The 18,762-nt window shown below is 58.6% G+C and carries 19 protein-coding genes; 8 read left to right on the top strand and 11 right to left on the bottom strand.

The window, feature by feature from the left end:
- Positions 1-39 precede the first annotated feature (39 nt).
- The 3 genes from VJU77_08005 to pilM form a co-directional block, all read right to left on the bottom strand.
- Positions 40-981 carry an Amuc_1099 family pilus-like system protein gene (locus tag VJU77_08005; protein ID HKP03298.1) on the bottom strand — a complete coding sequence of 314 codons (942 nt, stop codon included), beginning with the start codon at positions 979-981 and terminating at the stop codon, positions 40-42.
- A 115-nt stretch (positions 982-1,096) separates the two neighbouring features.
- Entirely contained in the window at positions 1,097-2,023 is a 927-nt protein-coding gene (locus VJU77_08000; GenBank protein ID HKP03297.1) for an Amuc_1100 family pilus-like protein, read from the bottom strand.
- The gene (pilM, locus tag VJU77_07995) at positions 2,020-3,762 is read right to left on the bottom strand and encodes a type IV pilus assembly protein PilM (GenBank protein HKP03296.1); all 1,743 of its coding nucleotides are present in this window, start codon (positions 3,760-3,762) and stop codon (positions 2,020-2,022) included. The genes VJU77_08000 and pilM overlap by 4 nt, the downstream gene beginning before the upstream one ends.
- Positions 3,763-3,979: 217 nt before the next feature.
- On the opposite strand from pilM, the gene VJU77_07990 reads away from it, so the two are divergent.
- Positions 3,980-4,366, top strand: coding sequence for a hypothetical protein (locus VJU77_07990; protein ID HKP03295.1), 387 nt, complete (start codon positions 3,980-3,982; stop codon positions 4,364-4,366).
- Between the two features lie 169 nt (positions 4,367-4,535).
- On the opposite strand, the gene VJU77_07985 is transcribed toward VJU77_07990, so the two are convergent.
- The gene (locus VJU77_07985) at positions 4,536-5,150 is read right to left on the bottom strand and encodes a hypothetical protein (protein HKP03294.1); all 615 of its coding nucleotides are present in this window, start codon (positions 5,148-5,150) and stop codon (positions 4,536-4,538) included.
- Between the two features lie 328 nt (positions 5,151-5,478).
- Positions 5,479-6,450 (bottom strand): UDP-glucuronic acid decarboxylase family protein, encoded by a 972-nt coding sequence (locus VJU77_07980; GenBank protein HKP03293.1) that lies wholly within the window; start codon positions 6,448-6,450, stop codon positions 5,479-5,481.
- A gap of 287 nt (positions 6,451-6,737) precedes the next feature.
- Here VJU77_07980 and VJU77_07975 point away from each other — a divergent pair, with 287 nt between their 5' ends.
- The 3 genes from VJU77_07975 to VJU77_07965 all read left to right on the top strand — a co-directional run bounded on the left by VJU77_07975 (position 6,738) and on the right by VJU77_07965 (position 10,548).
- Positions 6,738-7,253 (top strand): RDD family protein, encoded by a 516-nt coding sequence (locus VJU77_07975; GenBank protein ID HKP03292.1) that lies wholly within the window; start codon positions 6,738-6,740, stop codon positions 7,251-7,253.
- Between the two features lie 215 nt (positions 7,254-7,468).
- Positions 7,469-9,667 carry a HEAT repeat domain-containing protein gene (locus VJU77_07970; protein HKP03291.1) on the top strand — a complete coding sequence of 733 codons (2,199 nt, stop codon included), beginning with the start codon at positions 7,469-7,471 and terminating at the stop codon, positions 9,665-9,667.
- A 398-nt stretch (positions 9,668-10,065) separates the two neighbouring features.
- A complete protein-coding gene (locus tag VJU77_07965; GenBank protein HKP03290.1) occupies positions 10,066-10,548 on the top strand; it encodes a cupin domain-containing protein in 483 nt (160 codons plus the stop codon).
- A gap of 170 nt (positions 10,549-10,718) precedes the next feature.
- On the opposite strand, the gene VJU77_07960 is transcribed toward VJU77_07965, so the two are convergent.
- Positions 10,719-11,270 (bottom strand): carboxypeptidase-like regulatory domain-containing protein, encoded by a 552-nt coding sequence (locus tag VJU77_07960; GenBank protein HKP03289.1) that lies wholly within the window; start codon positions 11,268-11,270, stop codon positions 10,719-10,721.
- Positions 11,271-11,311: 41 nt separating this feature from the next.
- Here VJU77_07960 and VJU77_07955 point away from each other — a divergent pair, with 41 nt between their 5' ends.
- The 3 genes from VJU77_07955 to VJU77_07945 all read left to right on the top strand — a co-directional run bounded on the left by VJU77_07955 (position 11,312) and on the right by VJU77_07945 (position 13,595).
- Positions 11,312-11,482 carry a hypothetical protein gene (locus VJU77_07955; protein ID HKP03288.1) on the top strand — a complete coding sequence of 57 codons (171 nt, stop codon included), beginning with the start codon at positions 11,312-11,314 and terminating at the stop codon, positions 11,480-11,482.
- Between the two features lie 15 nt (positions 11,483-11,497).
- Positions 11,498-12,310, top strand: coding sequence for a methyltransferase domain-containing protein (locus tag VJU77_07950; protein HKP03287.1), 813 nt, complete (start codon positions 11,498-11,500; stop codon positions 12,308-12,310).
- Between the two features lie 97 nt (positions 12,311-12,407).
- On the top strand, positions 12,408-13,595 hold the full coding sequence (locus VJU77_07945) for a TIR domain-containing protein (GenBank protein ID HKP03286.1): 1,188 nt from the start codon (positions 12,408-12,410) through the stop codon (positions 13,593-13,595).
- Between the two features lie 7 nt (positions 13,596-13,602).
- Here the strand turns inward: VJU77_07945 and VJU77_07940 are convergent, their stop codons facing one another.
- The 4 genes from VJU77_07940 to VJU77_07925 all read right to left on the bottom strand — a co-directional run bounded on the left by VJU77_07940 (position 13,603) and on the right by VJU77_07925 (position 16,967).
- Positions 13,603-14,085 carry an energy transducer TonB gene (locus VJU77_07940; protein ID HKP03285.1) on the bottom strand — a complete coding sequence of 161 codons (483 nt, stop codon included), beginning with the start codon at positions 14,083-14,085 and terminating at the stop codon, positions 13,603-13,605.
- The gene (locus tag VJU77_07935; protein ID HKP03284.1) at positions 14,082-15,527 is read right to left on the bottom strand and encodes a hypothetical protein; all 1,446 of its coding nucleotides are present in this window, start codon (positions 15,525-15,527) and stop codon (positions 14,082-14,084) included. Before VJU77_07935 ends, VJU77_07940 begins: the two co-directional genes overlap by 4 nt.
- Before the next feature lie 116 nt (positions 15,528-15,643).
- Positions 15,644-16,564 (bottom strand): class I SAM-dependent methyltransferase, encoded by a 921-nt coding sequence (locus VJU77_07930; protein HKP03283.1) that lies wholly within the window; start codon positions 16,562-16,564, stop codon positions 15,644-15,646.
- Positions 16,565-16,661: 97 nt separating this feature from the next.
- Positions 16,662-16,967, bottom strand: a complete 306-nt coding sequence (locus tag VJU77_07925) for a hypothetical protein (GenBank protein ID HKP03282.1) — start codon at positions 16,965-16,967, stop codon at positions 16,662-16,664.
- On the opposite strand from VJU77_07925, the gene trpS reads away from it, so the two are divergent.
- Positions 16,966-17,934 carry a tryptophan--tRNA ligase gene (gene trpS / locus VJU77_07920; protein HKP03281.1) on the top strand — a complete coding sequence of 323 codons (969 nt, stop codon included), beginning with the start codon at positions 16,966-16,968 and terminating at the stop codon, positions 17,932-17,934. The genes VJU77_07925 and trpS overlap by 2 nt on opposite strands.
- Before the next feature lie 11 nt (positions 17,935-17,945).
- Here the strand turns inward: trpS and VJU77_07915 are convergent, their stop codons facing one another.
- Positions 17,946-18,701: a hypothetical protein gene (locus VJU77_07915; protein HKP03280.1), complete on the bottom strand. Its 756-nt coding sequence runs from the start codon at positions 18,699-18,701 to the stop codon at positions 17,946-17,948.
- Between the last annotated feature and the right edge of the window lie 61 nt (positions 18,702-18,762).

The following is an 18,762-nucleotide window of genomic DNA, read 5'->3' as shown; positions in this document are numbered from 1 at the left end:
AGACGCCCTCCCAAATCTTTCTCCTCGGGTGCACGTTCTTCATGGGGTAAGCGGACCTACTTCGATCGTTTCGTTCGGCTTTTGCAGGTCGACGATTACGGCTTTGTCCGGATGTACTTCCACCAGCCGGTATTTGATTTGCCCTTCCGGATTCAAACTGAACTCGTGGTCCTTCCTTACCGCGAACTCTCGCCGCGTTCCCCAGAGATAGACAAAATTCGCCACCACCTCCGGGGAGATCATCACCTTCTCCTTCACCAGGCTGAATTGCTCGCGCGCTTCCAAATTCTCGAGAAGCAACTCGGAGACATCGACTTTCGTGCCGTAGCGGTTCGTCTCGTATTTCTCGCTGAATTTCACGAGCCGGAACTTGGTCCCGCGAATGACATCGCCGATCCTGAGAAACTGCGTCGGCTCTTTCAGGTCATTCGAGTTCAACGCAAAGGTGTCGTTGACCCAGGAAGCGAAAACGAGATGGAACGGCTCCCGGGCGGATGATTTCATCCTGAGCTTCGCGATGAAGGCCGGATGTGAAGCCTTGTCCCTCGGATCGGTACGGTATTGCCATTCCTCGAGGTTATTGAAGCCGTCGGCATCCGGATCCTGCCGAAGGACATCCGCTTCTGCGATGGGCAGGGCGAACTGTTCCAGCCAGTCGTTAGGCACGGGCGGATGGATGTCCGCGGATTGCAACGTTGCCGGCAAGCCATTCGCGCCGATAAAATGTTTCTCGGGAACGAAAAGGCCGGAACGGCCATTGAAAGTCCATTGGGCCGGCCGCCGCAGGCTCTCCATCGCTTCCCTCATTTCGACTGCTTTCGTCGGTGGCGACGCGTTCTTGGGCGGAGGCGACGACGGCCGCGCTGAAAATTCTGCGCTGAATCCAGAGAGATTGCGCACGATGAAGAACGCCGAACCCAGGAGAAATAATACGGCTACGAGCGCCGCCCCCCGATCGTAATGAGCGCGGATCCAGGTCATAAATTCTTCTGTAGCCGCGTCCCTGTGGGACGCGTGAGAGAAAACGTCGCGCACAGAGCGTTTGATGCGCGTCCCACAGGGACGCGGCTACAGCAAAGGCAGCGCACCGCCGTTTTCAAAACACGAACCTCACAATCTCGATTTTCGCCGTCGTCTCGATCCGCTCGTTTCCCACAATGAAATTGAGCCCAGGTTGCGGAGAAGACTTTGCGGCTGGAGGCCCAGGCGGAGTGGTGGAAATAATCCCCGGCGTGGCCTCCGGGACGGGCTCGTGCGGAGGCCCCTTCAGCTTCTCGTTTCGGACATGCAAAAGCCGAATGATGCAGAATTGCTCTTTCGCGCCGGCAATTTGATTGAGGACCCGGCGAGCCGCGGCCGGAGTGGAGACAAACGTGGCTTCCACGACGTTGCGGGCGAATGGTGGGGGCGGCGGCCTCGCTGACGTCGTGGTAATCGCCGGCGAAGGGGTTGGAATCGTCGATAGCGATCCCTGCTCTTCCGGCAACGGCGTCCGACGAAAAGCAGTCAACGCCTCTATCTGGTCTTCGATCAAATCATTCAGGAACCACTCGATCTGGCTGAGCTCCTGCCCCAGCAGCGGCGCCGCGAATTCATTCGGCAGCGCGGCGGCAAATTCTTCGAACCCCAGATAGAACTTGTCCGGCAACTTTACCTTACTGGCCCGCGCCTTCTGGACGATCGCGGACACCGCCACCCGAAGACGGGATTGGAATTCGTTCGGCTTCATCGCGGTCGCTGGCGCCACGCGCGATCTCAACTCCTCTTTGAGTTTGGCGAGCGCGATCGCGTACTCCTCAGCGTCTGCTTTCACCGTCCGCAGATTTTCCTCGCTGGGATACGGCGTGAGCCGTTCCAGTCGGTTCAGCTCCGCCGAGGTGCGATCGAATCGCATTCGGGCCGCATCCCAATGGCTCTTCGTGCTGAAGAGAAACCAGGCGGCTCCCAGCGCACCGGGCGCAAATAAAATGAGAAGCGCGCCGAGGAAACGGTTCGCGCGAAGCCAGTTCGTCAACGCTTTCATGGCAACGAAACCGCCTTCCTCAAATCGAGGCGCAGCTCATAGGGAAAGGCCCACTCCGTCTCATTCGGCGTGGCCGGCTTGATCACCTTGGCCTGGTTATTCGGATCGATGGCAAACCAGGGCGACTCGACCAGGTTGCGAAAATAATCGACCACCACTTCCTGTTGCCTTGGATTGAACAAATAGAGACCGCGCACCAGCAGACCGTCCAGGGCCGGCGGCGATGGAGTTGTTCCCGGGCGCAAGGGCGACACCGCCGGCATCGGCGCCGCGATCGGCCGGGTCGGGTAATGGTCTGAAGAGGCGATCTCTTTCCCGTTCGACGTCGGCACAAGTTCGGTGATCCAGATGTCTTCCCTGGGCAGGCGGGCATTGAGGTCCTCAATGATCTGAGGCCAGAAATTGCGATCGTTGATCGCGGCCACGAGCGGCCCGGAAACGCCATCCAGCGCCCCGGTTTCCTTACGCACCCCGTTCAATTGCCTTTCGATGCGTTGCAGCGCTTCAACCTTTTCCTGGAGACGCGCCGTGGCGCGGTCCGCGGCCTGCCTCGCCCAACTGAAATAGGCGCCCCAACTCAGCAGCCCCAGGACGAAGCAGGCCGCCGCCAGCACAAAATACGGGCGGCGCCGCTCCAGTTCCTGCCGCCGCGCGACGCTGGACGGCCGCAGATTTAGCTTCATCGGGGAAGGGTGCGCGGCCCGCAGAGCGAGACCCACCGGTTCGCCCAGCAGATGGCGGCACTTGGGATCCAGAGCCGCTGAGCCGGCGATGGCCACTTTGCGCAGAGGATCAAAAAAATCGACCGGCAGTTGCAGCTTTTCCTGAAAGAATTCCAGAATGCCCGGCGTGCCGGCCACGCCACCGGCGAGAAAAACGTGTTCCGGGCGATTACCGCGTTGCTGGGAGCAGTAATGCCCAATCGAGCGCGTCACTTCCGCGTGCAACCGCCCCAGGAGGTTCTGGGTAATTTTTGCCACCCGGGCAGCATCCTCATTCGTCGAAGGCTCTTCCCCATTGGAGCCGGCTACCGGATTGCGCTTCTTACGAATTTCGGCTGCGGCAAATGATTCCCCAAATTCCCGGACGATGGCGGCGGTCGCTGAGCTTCCGCCCAGGGGAACACTGCGCGTGAAGATTTTGCCGGGCTCGACAAAGAGCAGGTTCGTCGTGCGCGCCCCGATATCGACGAGGAGCGAGCATCCGTTCAACTCGCCATAACTGAATTGAAAGGCGTTATAGACCGCCATCGTCGCCAGATCCACAACCCGGGTCCGCAGTCCCGTTGCTTCCACGGCACGATTGATCTCGTCCAGCACCTCCGCCTTTACGGCGACGAGCACCACTTCGATTTGCTGACCGGCGCCGCCGCCAACAAGCTGGTAATCCCAGACCACTTCCTCGAGCGGGAACGGAACGTTTTGTTGCGCTTCGAAGGCGATGATCCGTTCGGTTTTTTCCTGGCCGATAGCGGGCAGTTCGACGAACCGCGAGAAGACGCATTCTTCGGCAATGGTGTAATTGACGTCGCCGCTCGTGATCTGAAGCTCTCTCAGCATGTCGCCAACCGCCGCCGTAACCTGGGCTGGCGTTATCCCTTTGCTGGCTGGTTCGACAAAAACGTCGCGCGATAAATAGCGGCACAGAATCAACCCGCCTGGCGGCTGGGCGCGAAACTCCGCGAGCTCGATGCTCTGCGAACCAAGATTGAGCGTGATGATGCGTGTCCGGGGGGACATGGCGAAGGGGGAACTGGATTGAGTTCCATGATTTGGTCGTAGCGCGTCAGATAAGGCAAGCCGAAAAGACGAAACGTTTGCAGTTGACTGCGCGCTTCGAGCCAACCACGATCAAGTCACCCCTTCGAATTTCCTCCCGCCCCCAATCCGCTCACCCCTTCCTCCGCCCCCCACCCCAAAAACAACCCACAGAAAGAAACCCCTGGAAAACCCCACAATGAAAACGAAACCCTCGCTTGTTCGCTCAATCGGCGCCCTCCTCGGGCTCCTGGTGTTGGCCGCGCTCCCAACCGCCCTGGGAGATCTTTGCAATCCGGCTCATGATCCAACTTGTGAACTGTATTACGGCAACCCCGTGACCGTTGAACTGGAAACGGATTGTCCCGTCGCTGCGACCATCTTTTATACCATAACCTTTAACGTGGCGAACAATACCGATCCTTGCCACTTTGGAAGCACCCCATGTAGCGACGGCGTTACCCATGCGGTTCCCAATGGCACCCACGTTCCAATTGGAAGCAGTGGCAGCACCCATATCCGGATGGTTGCCTGGAAACTGGGCATGTATGACTCAAACGTAGTAGTTTGCGACCAGACGCCCTAATGACGGGCGGCCTCGGGCCGTTGCTCGTCAGATTTGCTTTCGGACCCGTCGCCCGCGCCCAGCGACGGGTCGGCAGCCGCGGAAATAATCGATCGTCTTCACGATTCCCTCTCCGAAATTAACCTTCGGCTCCCAGCCGAGGACCTAGCGAGCCCGGGTGAGCAGCCGCTCAACGGGGGCCGGGGAGGTGTGGCTCCATCTTCAACACGGCTTCAATGTTATCCTTGATTCCGCGCCGAACCACCCAGCCTTTTCCCTCGAGACCTTCCGGCCCCTTGATATCCGTCCATTTCCCGTCTGCTTTCAAGACGGCGAGGCGGGAGCAGCCATAATATTGCGCCTGGTCGCCGCCTGGTTCGTCGAGATGCGCGAAGGAAAGCGCCATCGTGCCATCAGCAATCTGATAAATGAGCAGGTGCAGCAGAACCGAAGCGCCGAGGTTCGGACTATCGGCTGTAGAATTGCCCGCGATCAGCACCTCCTGCGCTCGCTTAACGGCAAGCCAATCCCACTCATGGTTTAGCTCCGAATGAATTACTCTGATCCCGGAGAGATGGGTCCCGGTCAACTGCGCGCGGACCACGATCCATCCTTTGACCGGGGAAATGAGCAGACTCTGGTAGAACTTGGGACTGATCGTTCTTTGCAATACCCGCGTCGGAATGACACGCATCTCCGGCAGAGTCCGAGTCTGGGCAGCGAAAGCGCTATCGACGAAAACGGCGCAGATCACGCCGAGGAATAAGGTGAGGAGACCGGATTTTGTCGGCGATGAGGTTTTCATAAGAGGAGAGATTTACTTTCTGGGTTGTGGCGGCCGAAAAACGCTATCGAATGCTCCCCAGCCCTATCTGGTGTCCCTCGAAACCCCAAGCACAAAATCCGAAATCCCAGGAAAATTCCAAAGCACCCAGTAGGGCGAGGTGATCGGCGTTGACTCCCTCTGCGCGGGAACTTTTGCCGAGATTCAAGCGACGGCGGTTACAAACCGCCGTTGCTTTTGGGGCGGTTTGAAAAGCGCCCCTCCTTGGTTTTCAAATCGGGGAAGCAAACTGCTTTTTCCCCTTTTTGGATTTTGAGGCTTACCTGGGATTTGGGATTTCGAATCGGCGTTAGACGATTCGTTCGCCCAGCTCGCCGCGCTCCAGGCAGCCCTTGAAATAGTCGATCGTTTTCACGATCCCCTCCTCGAACTTCACCTTCGGTTCCCAACCGAGCACTTTCTTCGCGCGCGTGATGTCCGGCTGGCGGACTTTCGGGTCGTCCACCGGCAACGGCTTGTATTCGATCTGCGATTTCGTTCCGGTGATCCGAATAATCTCTTCCGCGAATTGTTTGATCGTCATTTCCCGCGGGTTCCCGATGTTCACCGGCTCATGAAAATCGCTCATCGCCAGCCGGAAAATTCCATCGATTAGATCCGACACGTAACAGAACGAGCGCGTCTGCGAGCCATCGCCAAAGATGGTGAGCGGCGTCTCGCTCAACGCCTGGCCGATGAACGCCGGCACCACCCGCCCGTCGCGCAACCGCATCCGCGGGCCGTAAGTGTTGAAGATCCGGACGATCTTGGTGTCGATCCCGTGATAGCGGTGGTATGCCATCGTCATCGCCTCGGCGAACCGCTTCGCTTCATCGTAAACGCCGCGGGGTCCGATCGGGTTCACGTTCCCCCAGTAATCTTCCGTCTGCGGATGAACGAGCGGATCGCCGTAGCATTCCGAGGTGGAAGCGAGGACGAATGTCGCCTTCTTCGCCTTGGCGAGCCCGAGCGTGTTGTGCGTCCCAAGCGCGCCGACTTTCAACGTCGGGATCGGCAGTTCCAGGTAATCGATCGGGCTGGCGGGCGAGGCGAAATGGAACACGTAATCGATTTCCTCCTCGACCAGGATGTAGCTCGAGACGTTGTGTTTGATGAACCGGAAATTCTCGTTCCCGCCCAGATGCGCGATGTTCGCCGGGTTCCCCGTGATGAGGTTATCGATCGCAATGACCCGATGCCCCTCCCCCAGGAGCCGGTCCGTCAAATGCGATCCCAAAAACCCCGCCCCACCGGTGACGACTGAAACTTTTTGTGCGGACATGCTCCGCATTTCTTAATTCGAGACCGATTCCTTGGCGAGCGATTTTCGGTTGCCAAGGTGGATCGAGCGCTCCGCCGCTCGATAATTGAAGCCCCGCAGCCGAAACACATCATCGAGCGGCGGAGCGCTCGATCCACTTGGGCCTGTCTTCACGTCGTCATCACTCGGGCAAGGCGACTTTCTAATTGTCGCCAGGGACGGTAAGAATATGCTCCGGCCAGGTTCCCGCTGCGAGCTTATCTATACAGCCGGCCGAGTCAGGCTGAATGTCATCAGGCTCAACATTCATGAGCGAGGATCCCCTCCAGTATGCTGGGTTTGGCGTACGTTTCCTTGCTAACCTGTTGGATTTCGTCTTTTTCTTGCCGCTCTTGGCATTGACCACCTGGGCCAGTTCAAACTTCCGCCTCTTCGGGGTTTACTACATTTCGCCGGGGACGTTGTTCGGATTGTTTTACCATGTCTACCTCGTCCAGCGTTACGGCGGCACCCCAGGAAAGCTTATCGCTGGCATTCGCATCCGCAGGTTGGACGGCGAAACAACTGGATATCGCGAGGCGGTCCTGCGCTACCTTCCGGACGCCGTTCTTGGCGTTCTTGCCGCCGTCGCTATGATTCTTCCGAGGCTTCAGGTCAGCGATGCCGAATATAAGTCTCTGCCCTTTCGGGAAGTGAACAGGCGCATGATTCAATTGGCGCCTGCATGGGCCACGCCTTTGCGGTGGATTACGCATACTTGGGTCTTGAGCGAGCTCGTCGTATTGCTGACTAACCACAACGACGTGCGATCCACGATTTCATAGCAGGAACGGTGGTTGTTCAAACATCGGTCAACCAACCGCTCCAGCCAGCAGCCCCCCGGTAATCAATTGAACAAGGGAGAACTGGCAGGCGGTTCACCTCGCCACCGCGAGTCCGTCCAACCGGCGGACACGGCGAATTCGTCTCCTGAGAATCTTTAAATCTCGGCGGTTTGCTTCGGGTAGACTAGGCGCTGGCAATTCGATACGATTACCTCGTGAGACTTGTTCTCCCCATCGTCGTTGCCGGATTGGTCGCTGCGCAAGCGGTGGCGGCCACAGACCATCCATCAGTTGGTGAATTGCTGGCCTTGAAGGGACCGGCGTTGTTCAAAGCGGCCGATGACGCGGATTCCTCGCTTGAAGAATATTCCACCGCGGACTTGATCAGGATGACAGCGAAGCTGGGCGACGAACAAAAAAATGCCTCCGACAAAGATCTTCCAACTCCCTGGATAGTATTCTCCCGCTTCTTCGAGGCAGCCTGCGAGAAAGCGACCTCGAAAGAGCTGGACCAGGTCATCGACATTTACGTGCGGCTCCCGCAGGGGGCGAATGCCAAGACATTTCCTTTTCCGACGTTGGCCGCGGCCTGGATTGCGCGCGAGATCGCCCCTCTGGATCTAAAGGTAACCATCCCGCAGGAAGACATATCGCCTAACCCAAGCATTCAGGATGCATCGCCGGAATTGATTTCCGCGTGGAAGCTTTACAAAAACGCCACGCGCAAGGCGGACAAGCTCCTGCAAAGAGAACCGGACGCGCGCACGATCAGCTTCCAGACAAATGAAGCAGCGTTTCATCGACTGATCGATGACGTGCTCCTGAAGCGCGGCGACAAATTAGTCGAACGACTGGCTGAATTCACGTGGGGCGGCTGGTGTGGAACGGGCGCTGGTTCCCTGGGCGAACCACAGTCGATCGGAGAGTTCATGGCGCTCTTGCAGGAGCGCCGTCTCGACGAAGCCGTGGGAGCCGCGATTCGAATGGCAACCGAAAGGCCCGTTAGGGTTGGGGACAAGAATCCGAGTGCCCGAATTCAGTTTTTGAAAAAGTGCGGCCTCGATTGGGAAGCAATTCTCGCCGGAAGCTTATTGAAGGTCGACGATTCTGAATTCCCTGGCCTCTGGTACACACCGTCGCTTACCGAACTTGCGGCTTACGGTTCCGAACGCTCCTTGGCGTTCATCTCCGAACTAGCGCTGCGGGCAAACCCCAGAGAACGGCGCGAGTACACTTATGCTTTGATGGCTTTTCTCCCGCCGGATCCTGACAAGCTTGTTTGGTCATCGGGCGACATTATTCGTCCGGTCGCGATCACAATCCCTACTGAAGCGAAGGCCAGGATTGTCAGCCTTCTGCGTACTTTTGCCGAATCGAATCCGGACCGGGACATAGCAGAAGCGATTGTGGCTGCTCTGGCCCGCGCCAACTCCCCGGAGACGAAACCCGCCTTGCGTGTTTTGTTAAATAATCCGTCTGAGCGAGTCGCCGAAGACGCCGCAAAGGCGCTCAGAAAACTGGGCGAAGATGTCCCTCCACCTGCCCGCCGGCCGGTTCGGTTCAGAATTCTTGCCAACGGCAAACCGCTTCCGTCTGGCACTTCAGTGAACTGGGGGCTTTTCGCAGGGACTTGCCTCCTCTCCGCTTTCGCTGACGTGGACTCAACGGGCATTCTCAACCTGGCTCGCGAGAATTTTGTGAATCGTCGCGATGCCATCACCATCGAACTCCGTAACGGCGAGTTCAGGGACGTAAAGGCGCTGACTTTTTCCGTGCAGCTTCCGATTCCACAGAATTTGGATGAACTGACAGACGTGAACGTCGACGTGGTCGCGATGCGATTGCAGATTGAGCCAAGCCGCAAGCAGTCTCCGGAGCAATCCGAGGCGCGAGTACGTATTCAGAAACATAACAAACCGGATAGTGAGGAGGGCGAAGCTTATTGGGACCTGCCAATGAACGAATTTCAAGCGCCTCTTGCCGAGCCCGTCGTTTTCTCTATCCAGAAGGGCACGTATAACCTGGAGGTTCTGGCATCTGGCTCGGCACGACATCGCAGCCTATTCGACGCGGTAATGCCTGAAGGAGCAATCCACGTTTCCCTCGCCCCGGGCGCAGATCTCCGTTTCGAGCCGATCCGCCCCGATGGCGAACGCGAGACTTCATGGATCCTTCTCCAGGGCGGCAAGGAAGTTCCTGATTATCGCGTGATTCTCGACGAGGACAAGCCTTACCGAGGACTGCCGATCGGCTATTATGTTCTCCACATTAATTCGAGCGTCGAAGAAGCGGCGCGACGGGGCGACGATTTTGCGCCGCTCCAGCCTTATGCCGGCAAAGATATTCCCTTCCGGATCACAGCGGATACTCCGGTGATCGATCTCGGCGAAATTCGCCTCGACCCGGTTAAGTAATCCGTGATTTCGATGTTTCATTAGAGTCTCTCGCATGAACTCCGGTCAGAAGCGGGCCATGGCAACATTGTTGGTTCTGCCGAGCCTTGCGCTTTACGGATGCACACGTTCGCGTGAGGCTGCGGGAGAAATTCGGCGCGCGTCACTTCACTCCGGCGTTTGCACAATTCACCACGTCCCGCTTCGCCGGGTTACGATGTACGAATTCAGTGACTCCGTGCCATCGGATCCGAACCTGACGACTTACAAACTTGAGAGGCAATTTCCAAACGCCGAACTAAGACTCGAGCTCAAGAAGTCGCGTGAGTACCGCAAGGCTGTAAAAGGGGCGGTGTGTTCGGTCTGTCGGCAGCAAAGCGAGAAATACCTTGCCAGTCATCCCGATGCACCGTGATCCGATGCATGACCGGGCCAGAGAGCTGATTAGTGAGCTGCGCCTGGAGCCTCATCCCGAGGGGGGCTACTTCCGGGAGATTTTCCGATCGGCGTTTAAGGTCCAGCCGTTGGATGACAGATCAGCGCGGTCCGCGTTGACGACGATTTATTTCCTGCTCCTGAAGGGCCAGCACAGCCGCTGGCACCGGGTCGCTTCGGACGAGGCCTGGCATTTTTACGAAGGCGATCCGCTCGTGGTCTATTGGATCGATCCGCAGAATGGGGTGCACGAAGAGGTGCTCGCCAGCGGGGCGCGAAAGGGCCGTCCTGTTTGCGTGGTTCCGGCGGGATGCTGGCAGGCGGCGAAGCCGCGCGGTGAATTTAGCCTGGCGGGATGCACGGTCGGCCCGGGATTCGATTTTCAGGATTTCGAGATGGTTTCTCCGGGGTCGGCGATGCTGGCTCGGATCACGGCGCTCAACCCGGAGTTTCGCGAGCTGGTTTAGCCGACACCAGGCAGGATTTCATTCGGACTCCCGCTCGCGCGTCTGTTCCGACGGCGCAAAAGCTCCTCAAGCGCGGCTATCGCCTGGCCATTCGTTGCAACTGGCCTGCCCGCACGAACCACCTAACCAATCGACGGAGCCGATCGCGAGACCGCGCCCTCATCAGCGGTCTAACGACTCCGGTCCATCCCCTTCGTCAAATTGTTATCCTGGTGTTGCTGCAGATTATTGACCTGTTCCTTGGTGACGTTGCGTGAGTCCTCAGCCGTCTTTCTGTCCGCCGTCGGAGCCACCTGCCCAGTGATGTTCAAACCAGCTCCGACCACTACCTTCAGGGCCACTCCGCCACCGAAGAAATTCTCTCCCGGAACAGTGGCAGCCGCGACCTTCTTCGTCCCCGCGGAGACGACGATCGCGTAATGGTTGCCCTTCATTCCGCCGCTACTCGATTTGAACTGCACGACGTAATTGCCGGGCTTGAGATTCGCGGTCGCAAAGGTCCCGTTCGCATTAGTCGCGCCTTTGAAGGCGGCTTTGCCGCCGGCGTCCGAAACCGTCACGTCCATGGGAGGGACCCCGCCATAGGCCATACCGGCCCCAAGGAGAACAAAAGAGAGCAGGATGCCACGGATCAGGTTCGTCATGTGAGGGAGAGTGGCGGCAGGGCAAAGGATGTCGAGGATAAAAGGGGAAACAGGGTTGCCCATGGCTTGATCAACCATCGCGATTGCCCAATTCGGTTGCTTCGGGCAGGATGCGCTCCGTGAGAAGTTTTTTGATTTCGCTGGCTGCCGGGCTCTTAATTTGGGCTGCGATCTGCCTGGTCGCCATCGCCTACGAGCCCAGCCACGTCGGTTCCCTGGTGGCGACGCTGGAAATCGTCGTCGCCTTGGTCCTGGCTATCGTTGCCTGTCTGCTTCTGCGACTGCGTTAAAATTTTCCTCCACTCATGGACCAGCGTTTCCTCTCCGAACGATTCCCGCGTTCGTCGGCTTACAGTCCGGAGTGGGTCGTCGCCAGCGTCAGCAGCGGCGCGAATGCCCTTCGGATCACGGAATGGCTCACGGAGAAACTCGAACTGCGACCGGGCATGCGCGTGCTGGACCTCGGCTGCGGACGGGCGGCATCATCCATTTTTCTAAACCGCGAATTCGGAGTGCAGGTTTGGGCGACCGACCTGTGGTTCGACGTTTCGGAGAATCTTCAGCGGATCCGGGATGCCGGCGCGGAAAGCGGCGTCTTCCCAATTCACGCCGAGGCGCGGTCGCTTCCCTTTGCGAAGGAGTTCTTCGACGCGGTGGTCTCGATTGACTCGTTCGTCTATTACGGAACGGACGACCGTTATCTGAATTACCTCGCCCGCTTTGTGAAACCGGGCGGCGCGATCGGCATCGCCGGGTGCGGATTGATGCAGGAGATCGAGGGCGAGGTGCCCGAGCATCTGCGCGCCTGGTGGGAGCCGGGAATCTGGTGCCTCCACTCGGCGGCCTGGTGGAAGCGCCATTGGGAGAAGACCGGTATCGTGACGGTGGAAATCGCCGACGACATGCCGGAAGGCTGGCGGGAATGGCGGGAATGGCAGCGGACGATCTGCCCGGAAAATGCCACCGAGATTCAGGCGGTGGAAGCGGATGCCGGAAATTACCTGGGCTACGTTCGCGTAATCGGCCGCCGGTCGGCTGGCGCAAAGCTGGAAGAGCCCATTGCGTCAATGCCATTCCAATACACGCACGCGCCGCTGCGGCGGGAGTCGTCGCAATAATTCCTGGCGCGAGCGACGCGCAGACGGTTGCCGCTCATTGAATTCCGTTGCCTCTTGGGCACCCGGCAAGTAAAACCGGGCGGGCTTGGCCTCCTCTATGGCGCGTGACGTTTTCATTTCCCACTCGGCCCAGGATAAAACAGTAGCGGAAGCCATTTGCACGGCCCTGGAAAATGCGGCGATCCGGTGCTGGGTGGCGCCGCGCGATGTCCGGCCGGGGCGTTCGTTCCCGGGCGAAATCACCCGGGCCATTCAACAATGCAAAGTGATGGTGCTGGTCTTTTCCAGCCATTCGAACGCCTCGGAACAGGTGCTGCGGGAAGTGCAGCTGGCGGTGGATTCCCACCTGCCGATCGTCCGGTTCCGGATCGAGGATGTCCCGCTCACCGACGACCTGAGATATTACCTCAGCACGCCTCATTGGCTCGACGCCCTGACGCGTCCGGTATCGAAACACATCCCGCGCCTCGAGCTGGCCGTGAAGGAATTGCTCGAGCAAGCGGCCGAAGACGACGGCGCAAAGGCGGCTGTCGTCGCTAGCGCGCCGCCGCGATCATCTGCGGCCGGGAGTGAGCGGCAGACCGATGCAACCCAATCTGCTGGCCGCGGAAAGGTGCTGGCGATCGCCTCGGTGCTGGTCGTTCTCGCCCTCGCGGCCGCTGCCTTTGTCTTGCGCCGGCAGCCGGCGCCCGCGATCCCAAAGAGTGAGCCAACGGCGGCCCCAACCGTTCAGCCGGTGCGCACGCCCGAGCCAAGGCCAAGTCCAACCTCGACCCCAGAGCCGACGCTGGCCGTTGCTTCACCCACAGTTACCCCGGCCAGCAGCGTCGCACCGACCCACCCGGACAAGGCAGGTCCCGCCCCCCGGAACAATCGAACCTGGAAGGCGTGGATCGACGATTTTGTCCATTGCTACGTCCGAAGCAGCGAATCGAGTGACGTGGATCTCGCCACCTCGTTTTTCGCGCCGAAGGTAGACCTTTTCGAGGAAGGCATAAAACAACTGGATTCCATCCGGCGAGACACGGAAGCCTACAACGCGCGTTGGCCGTCGCGCCGCGCGACGATTCGCGGAGACGTCCAGCTGGGTGAAAAGGCGCCAGATCGAAATTACACGGCCCGCTTCGAGGCAGACTATTACGTGGAAAATCCGACCCGTGGAGAATGGATCAATCTTGCTGTGCTGGTGGATTTGCAAATCGCGATCACGGACGGCGTGCCGCGGATTACTTCGATGAAGCAAAAGACCCTCCGGAAAGAAAAAGGAACGATGCAGCCGAGGTAGCGGCGTTTTACCTGCCGCTGGTATAATAGGCCGGGAGCCGGACTTCTTTCACAGAATTGGGTTGGAATCGCCACCGGGAAAAGGCCCTGACGCAATTGCCATCCAGGATCTTGTGCCCGGTGGATTGAAGAATCTCAACGCTGGCAACGGTGCCGTCACTGCGAACGTTCAGCAGGAAAATCCCGATCTTCAGATGCCAATTCGTGCTCGTGTAAGTGCCGGCCGGCCAATATTGCCGTCGAACCAGCGGCGCGATCTGTGAGGCTGACAATTGCCTCCCGTCGGGCGTGGTGGCGGCAAAGAGCGATCGCCAGAGAGCGTCAGGAATCGCGAAAGGGTGCTCGATCTCCGGGATATGAGATCCTATTGGCGGCGCCTTCGCGGCTGAAGCCGGGCCACTCGACGCCAGGTTGATGACCAGGATTAGCAACCCGAGAGCCAACGGCCGAAGGAGCATACTCCCCAATTCGTCAGTGGTCCGAGATTTCATTGAAGATTATAGACTTCAACCAGACCGATTCCGGTGCCCCCATTCTTGCCGGCCAGGATGGCTGTGAACGCGCCCGGAGGCAGCGTGGTGAAAATTCCTGCTTCCAGATTATCCTGAAGCGCCAGACCGCGGGCTGAGAGCTCCGCTGCCGAGGCGGCATCATCCTGCCAATTATCGTTCGCAATCAGTGTGGCCCCATTGCTGTCGTGCAACTCCAAAGTTGGATCGGCCAGGACATTGTTCAGCCCTGCCTGGCTTAGGGACGGCCCGATGCCACGGATAGCCACTCGTGAATTGCCGCTGCTGCCTCCAAGGATGAAGCCACCGATCATCACGTTGTTATCTGTCCGAACAAATCCCCGCGTGCTGAGGTTGGCCAGTTGCGAATTAGCAGCCTGACTGTTGTCGTAAATCTCGACCAAGCCTACGCCGGTAGTCTGGTTCTTCCCGGTGAGAATGGCGGTGTACGCTTCGGGCGGGAGAGTAACCAGCATCACCGATTCCCGGTCATCGGTCGGCTGATAGGGGGTGCCCTGGATCTGAGCTGCCTGGGCGTCTCGCCAATTATCGTTTTGGAAGATCACCGCGCCGTTGACTCCATGCAGCTCCAGGACGGGATCAGCCAGAACATCGCCGATGCCGAAACTGCCAAGGGAAGGACCAATCCCCCGGAGCACCACTGTCTTCGGATCGCTCCCGGTGATAATGAAGCCACCAATCATGGCGTTGTCTCCTATCTCAACTCGCAGGCGCGTGGAAATATTTAACGCCTTGGCCGATGTTGCCGTGCCACAATTGCCATGGACGTTGAGAACGATGTGCATGTTGGGGCGACCGAGCGCCGCGGTATCAGTCGGCGTCGGGTTCCCACAGTTTGCCGAGCTGGCATAGCTCGGGCCGGTTTGGGCCGCAGCATTCGAACCGATATAGAAGGCGTTGTTGGCGGCCATTCCGTTTGGGGTAAAGACCTCCATCACCAGTTCGGACGTCCCAGCTGGGACCGTAACGGTCAACGGCACGTTGAGGACACTCTGCGACTGATCCATCACCGTGATAGTCTTCGTGGCGATCTGGGTGCGACTGCCGCCCGGGAATGCTCCCCCGCTGTTTGTGTAGAGACGGACGGTTACCGGCTGCCCCAACCCGTTTCCGCTACTACAGGTTTCGATGCCGAAGGAAACCCCCGTAACGTTGTATTGCTGCGAGCCCGTGAATGTGGCCATGTTGAAGGCCCGCCAGTAACTAGTGTCAAAATGATTGGTTCCGTTGGTGCACGCAATTGAGCCCGGAGTAATGGCCTGGCTGGTGGAATGGGTAATTGTCGAAGGGCAACTTTGCGCTGGCGCCGCGGCGGCCGCCGGATCAATGGCCAGTGAGTTGAGTTCTCCACAGCCTAAAAGCAACAGAATGGCTGCGATGACGGTAGTGGGACGAGAAGACATGGACCAAAGCGAATAGCCTCAGGGTTCGCCAACACTAATGCATCGGCCACCGTTGCGGCGCCGGATGTGTTTCCGCCTGGCGATCCCGCCCGGAACACCGCCCCAAATCGAAGGCTTCAGACCAAATCGGCGAAGCTCTCGTAAAGGGCGCGGCGAATTCGTTTGGCGGCTTTGCCGGTAAGTTCGAACGGTTCGTCCATCAGCCTCAATGCAAAAGGAATCAGAGCGTCCTTTTGTCGGGGGAGTTCGATGGCGCCGATGTGGAACGACCGGATTTTTCGGAACGGCCAGCGGTCGAAAAACCATTCAGCGCCGTAAGGAGCGCCAGCCTCCAGCGATGCGCCCGCTTCCTGCATTTCCTTCCCACAGGTCCCGAGCTGGATGTCGTGCAACACAATCCAACCCCCGCCCCGCACATACGGGGCGAGCCGAAGCACGTCGAGCAACGGCCAGGGATGCCGGTGGTCGGCGTCGATGAAGGCGAGGCCGAATTCATCGGGCCCGGCAAGTTGCCGGACAAAATCCGATTCGCGTCCGGCATGAATGCGCACCGTGGACGCTAGATCCGGGATCAGGTTGGGAATTTCGAAGCCGACCTCTTTGGTTTCATCGATGAGACAATGGGTCTGGGCGTCGATGGTTTCGACGGTGATGTTCCTCGGGCGACCTGAGGGCAGGCCGGCTCCAGCCAAGCGGGCTCCATGCTGGCGATGGATGGCGGCGGCGAGAATTGCGGCGGAAAAACCGGTCAGCGTTCCGATCTCCAGGACACAGTGAGGAGCGAGGATGCTAACCAAGGCCGTGAGAAAGAAATAATCGCGCGAGCCGATGCCTCCCGGATACCGGACATTTTCCCGATCGACCATGGCGTGAAGAAAATCGAGCTCGCCGGGCGGCGGAATTTTGCCGGAGCACCCCAGCTCGTCGGCAAGCTGGCGATACTTAATCTCAAATTGCTCGAAGCTCCCAAATTCACCGATGTCGAAGCACCGGCCGGTCGCCGGCCGCGGATTATTTGCGAGAGCGCGTCTTATCATTCCAGCAATGGCGAAGCGGCGCCCGCCGGGGGCATACCGCAGCACATCGAAACAACGGGAGAGGGAAAGGTTCAAAATCTCAGCTGGCTCACCCCGGTTAGAACTCCGCGCAATTCATGATAACGCGGCCGCGACAGATCTCGCTCCGGCAGATCACCTTGCACTTCTCGTGAAACGCCTTTGCCCCACAGACGGGACAAACAATTGCCGACGACTCTTCCGCGCCAGAAAAAGCGGAGTCATGGGCCGGTGGCAAACCGGCCTTCGAGTTTTCTTCCATGCTCAATCGTTCCTCCACGTTATCAGCCCGATCCTGTTGGCCGGTTGAAAAATTGACGAGCCATTTCCATTTGTCATCCCCAGCGCGCTCGCGGAATCTCTGGGCAATCCGAACCTCAGTCATGCGCATCCTCTCTGGCATTCAACCGACCGGCATTCTCCATATCGGGAATTATTTCGGGATGATGCGTCCAGCGATCCAGCTCCAGGAAACGAAGGGAAACGAGACGTTTTATTTCATCGCGGATTACCACGCTCTGACCACGATCGATAATCCGGAGACGCTCCGGGCGAACAGCCGCCAGGTAGCACTGGACTTCCTCGCCTGCGGCCTCGACGTCACCCGGAACGCGCTCTTTCGGCAAAGCGACGTGCCGGAGGTGACAGAGCTCACCTGGATTCTGTCGACCGTGACGCCGAAAGGTCTTCTCGAGCGCGCTCATTCCTACAAGGACAAGGTCGCGCGTGGCCTTCCGGCCTCGGCGGGACTCTTTACTTACCCGCTCTTGATGGCGGCCGACATTCTGATCTACGACAGCGACCTAGTTCCGGTGGGAAAAGACCAGAAGCAGCATCTCGAGATGACGCGCGACATGACGACCAAGTTTAACGAGACGTTCGGAGGCGGCCTCAAGCTTCCCGAACCGTACATTCAAAGCACGACGGAAACAGTCCCCGGGGTGGACGGCCAGAAAATGAGCAAAAGCTACGGGAATACGATCGATATTTTCGGAAACGAAAAGGAAACGCGGAAGCGAATCATGAGTATGGTGACGGATTCGAAGCCGGTGGAAGCGCCGAAAGACGCGGCCAGCTCCACGATCTTCCAGCTCTATTCCCTGCTGGCGACGCCCGCCGAGATCGAGGAAATGCGCGGCCGCTTTGAGAAGGGTGGGACCGGTTACGGCGATTTCAAGAAGCAGCTTTTCGAAAAGCTTTGGATGTATTTCGAACCGATGCGCAAACGCCGGGAAGAAATCCTGAAGGAGCCCGGTTACATCGACGAGGTGCTTAAGCGCGGCGCAGCTCGCGCGAACGAGGAAGCTGGCAAAGTAATGAAGCGCGTGCGCGCCGCCGTGGGACTCGCTTAGCGGGTGCCTGGCTATGGCGTTTGCGGATAGGGCGCGCCGACTCTCTGAAAATCCTCTTCGATCTTTTCCCTTAAGACTGCCGAAGGGGTGACGGCATCAAAACCCCCGAAATCCAGGTCGACTCTCGAAAACCCAGCAGCTAGTTCAAGGCGCTTCACCTTTGTAGTCTTGTCGCCGACGTCCTCCGCCCACTGGCGGTATTCCACCGCCATCAGGTGGTTTATCCAAGCTGTGCGCTCCTTGCAATACCCTCTCTCCCGCTGATAACACGCGCTGCTATCCCCGTCCCGTTCGCCCGTCGGCAAACGGCGCTCATTCGCGAGATATCTAAGAAAATACTCGCGCATTCGATCCCTGCACAAAAGGGAGTGCGAAGCGTCGTTCGCGGCCTTCAATCGCCAGACTTCCCCCTGAAAATATAGCCCGTGGCCGTTGTCGGGATCTTGCTCGACCAGAACCCTGGCAAGCTCCAAGACACAATCGAACTCCTGATCGCCGAACTTGTTCTTCATGGTTGAGGCGGCGGCGGTAAGAAAAGCCGCTCTCTGAGGACCGGCTCTAAACAGGGACTCTCGCAGGACTTGGGGATCGCATTCGCGCGAGACCTTTTTTTCGAGGACGGGCTTTTCCGGTTCCTTCGGTTTCTCTCGTTTCGGAATCCACCAGGGAATCGTACCGCCGGCGACCAACGTGACCAGGATTGCAGTGACGATTTTCCAAACTGGACTTTCAGACTTATCGCCCGGTTCTTTCTTCGGTTTTTTCACGGAGGGTAAGGGGTCTAAGAGATTCCAGGCGCTGCGCTTCTTGCTGCGTGAGCCTGCTGCA

This window comes from Chthoniobacterales bacterium (genome assembly GCA_035274845.1).
In the GTDB taxonomy this organism is placed as follows: Bacteria; Verrucomicrobiota; Verrucomicrobiia; order Chthoniobacterales; family UBA10450; genus AV80.
This window is presented reverse-complemented; position numbering and strand designations above follow the sequence as displayed.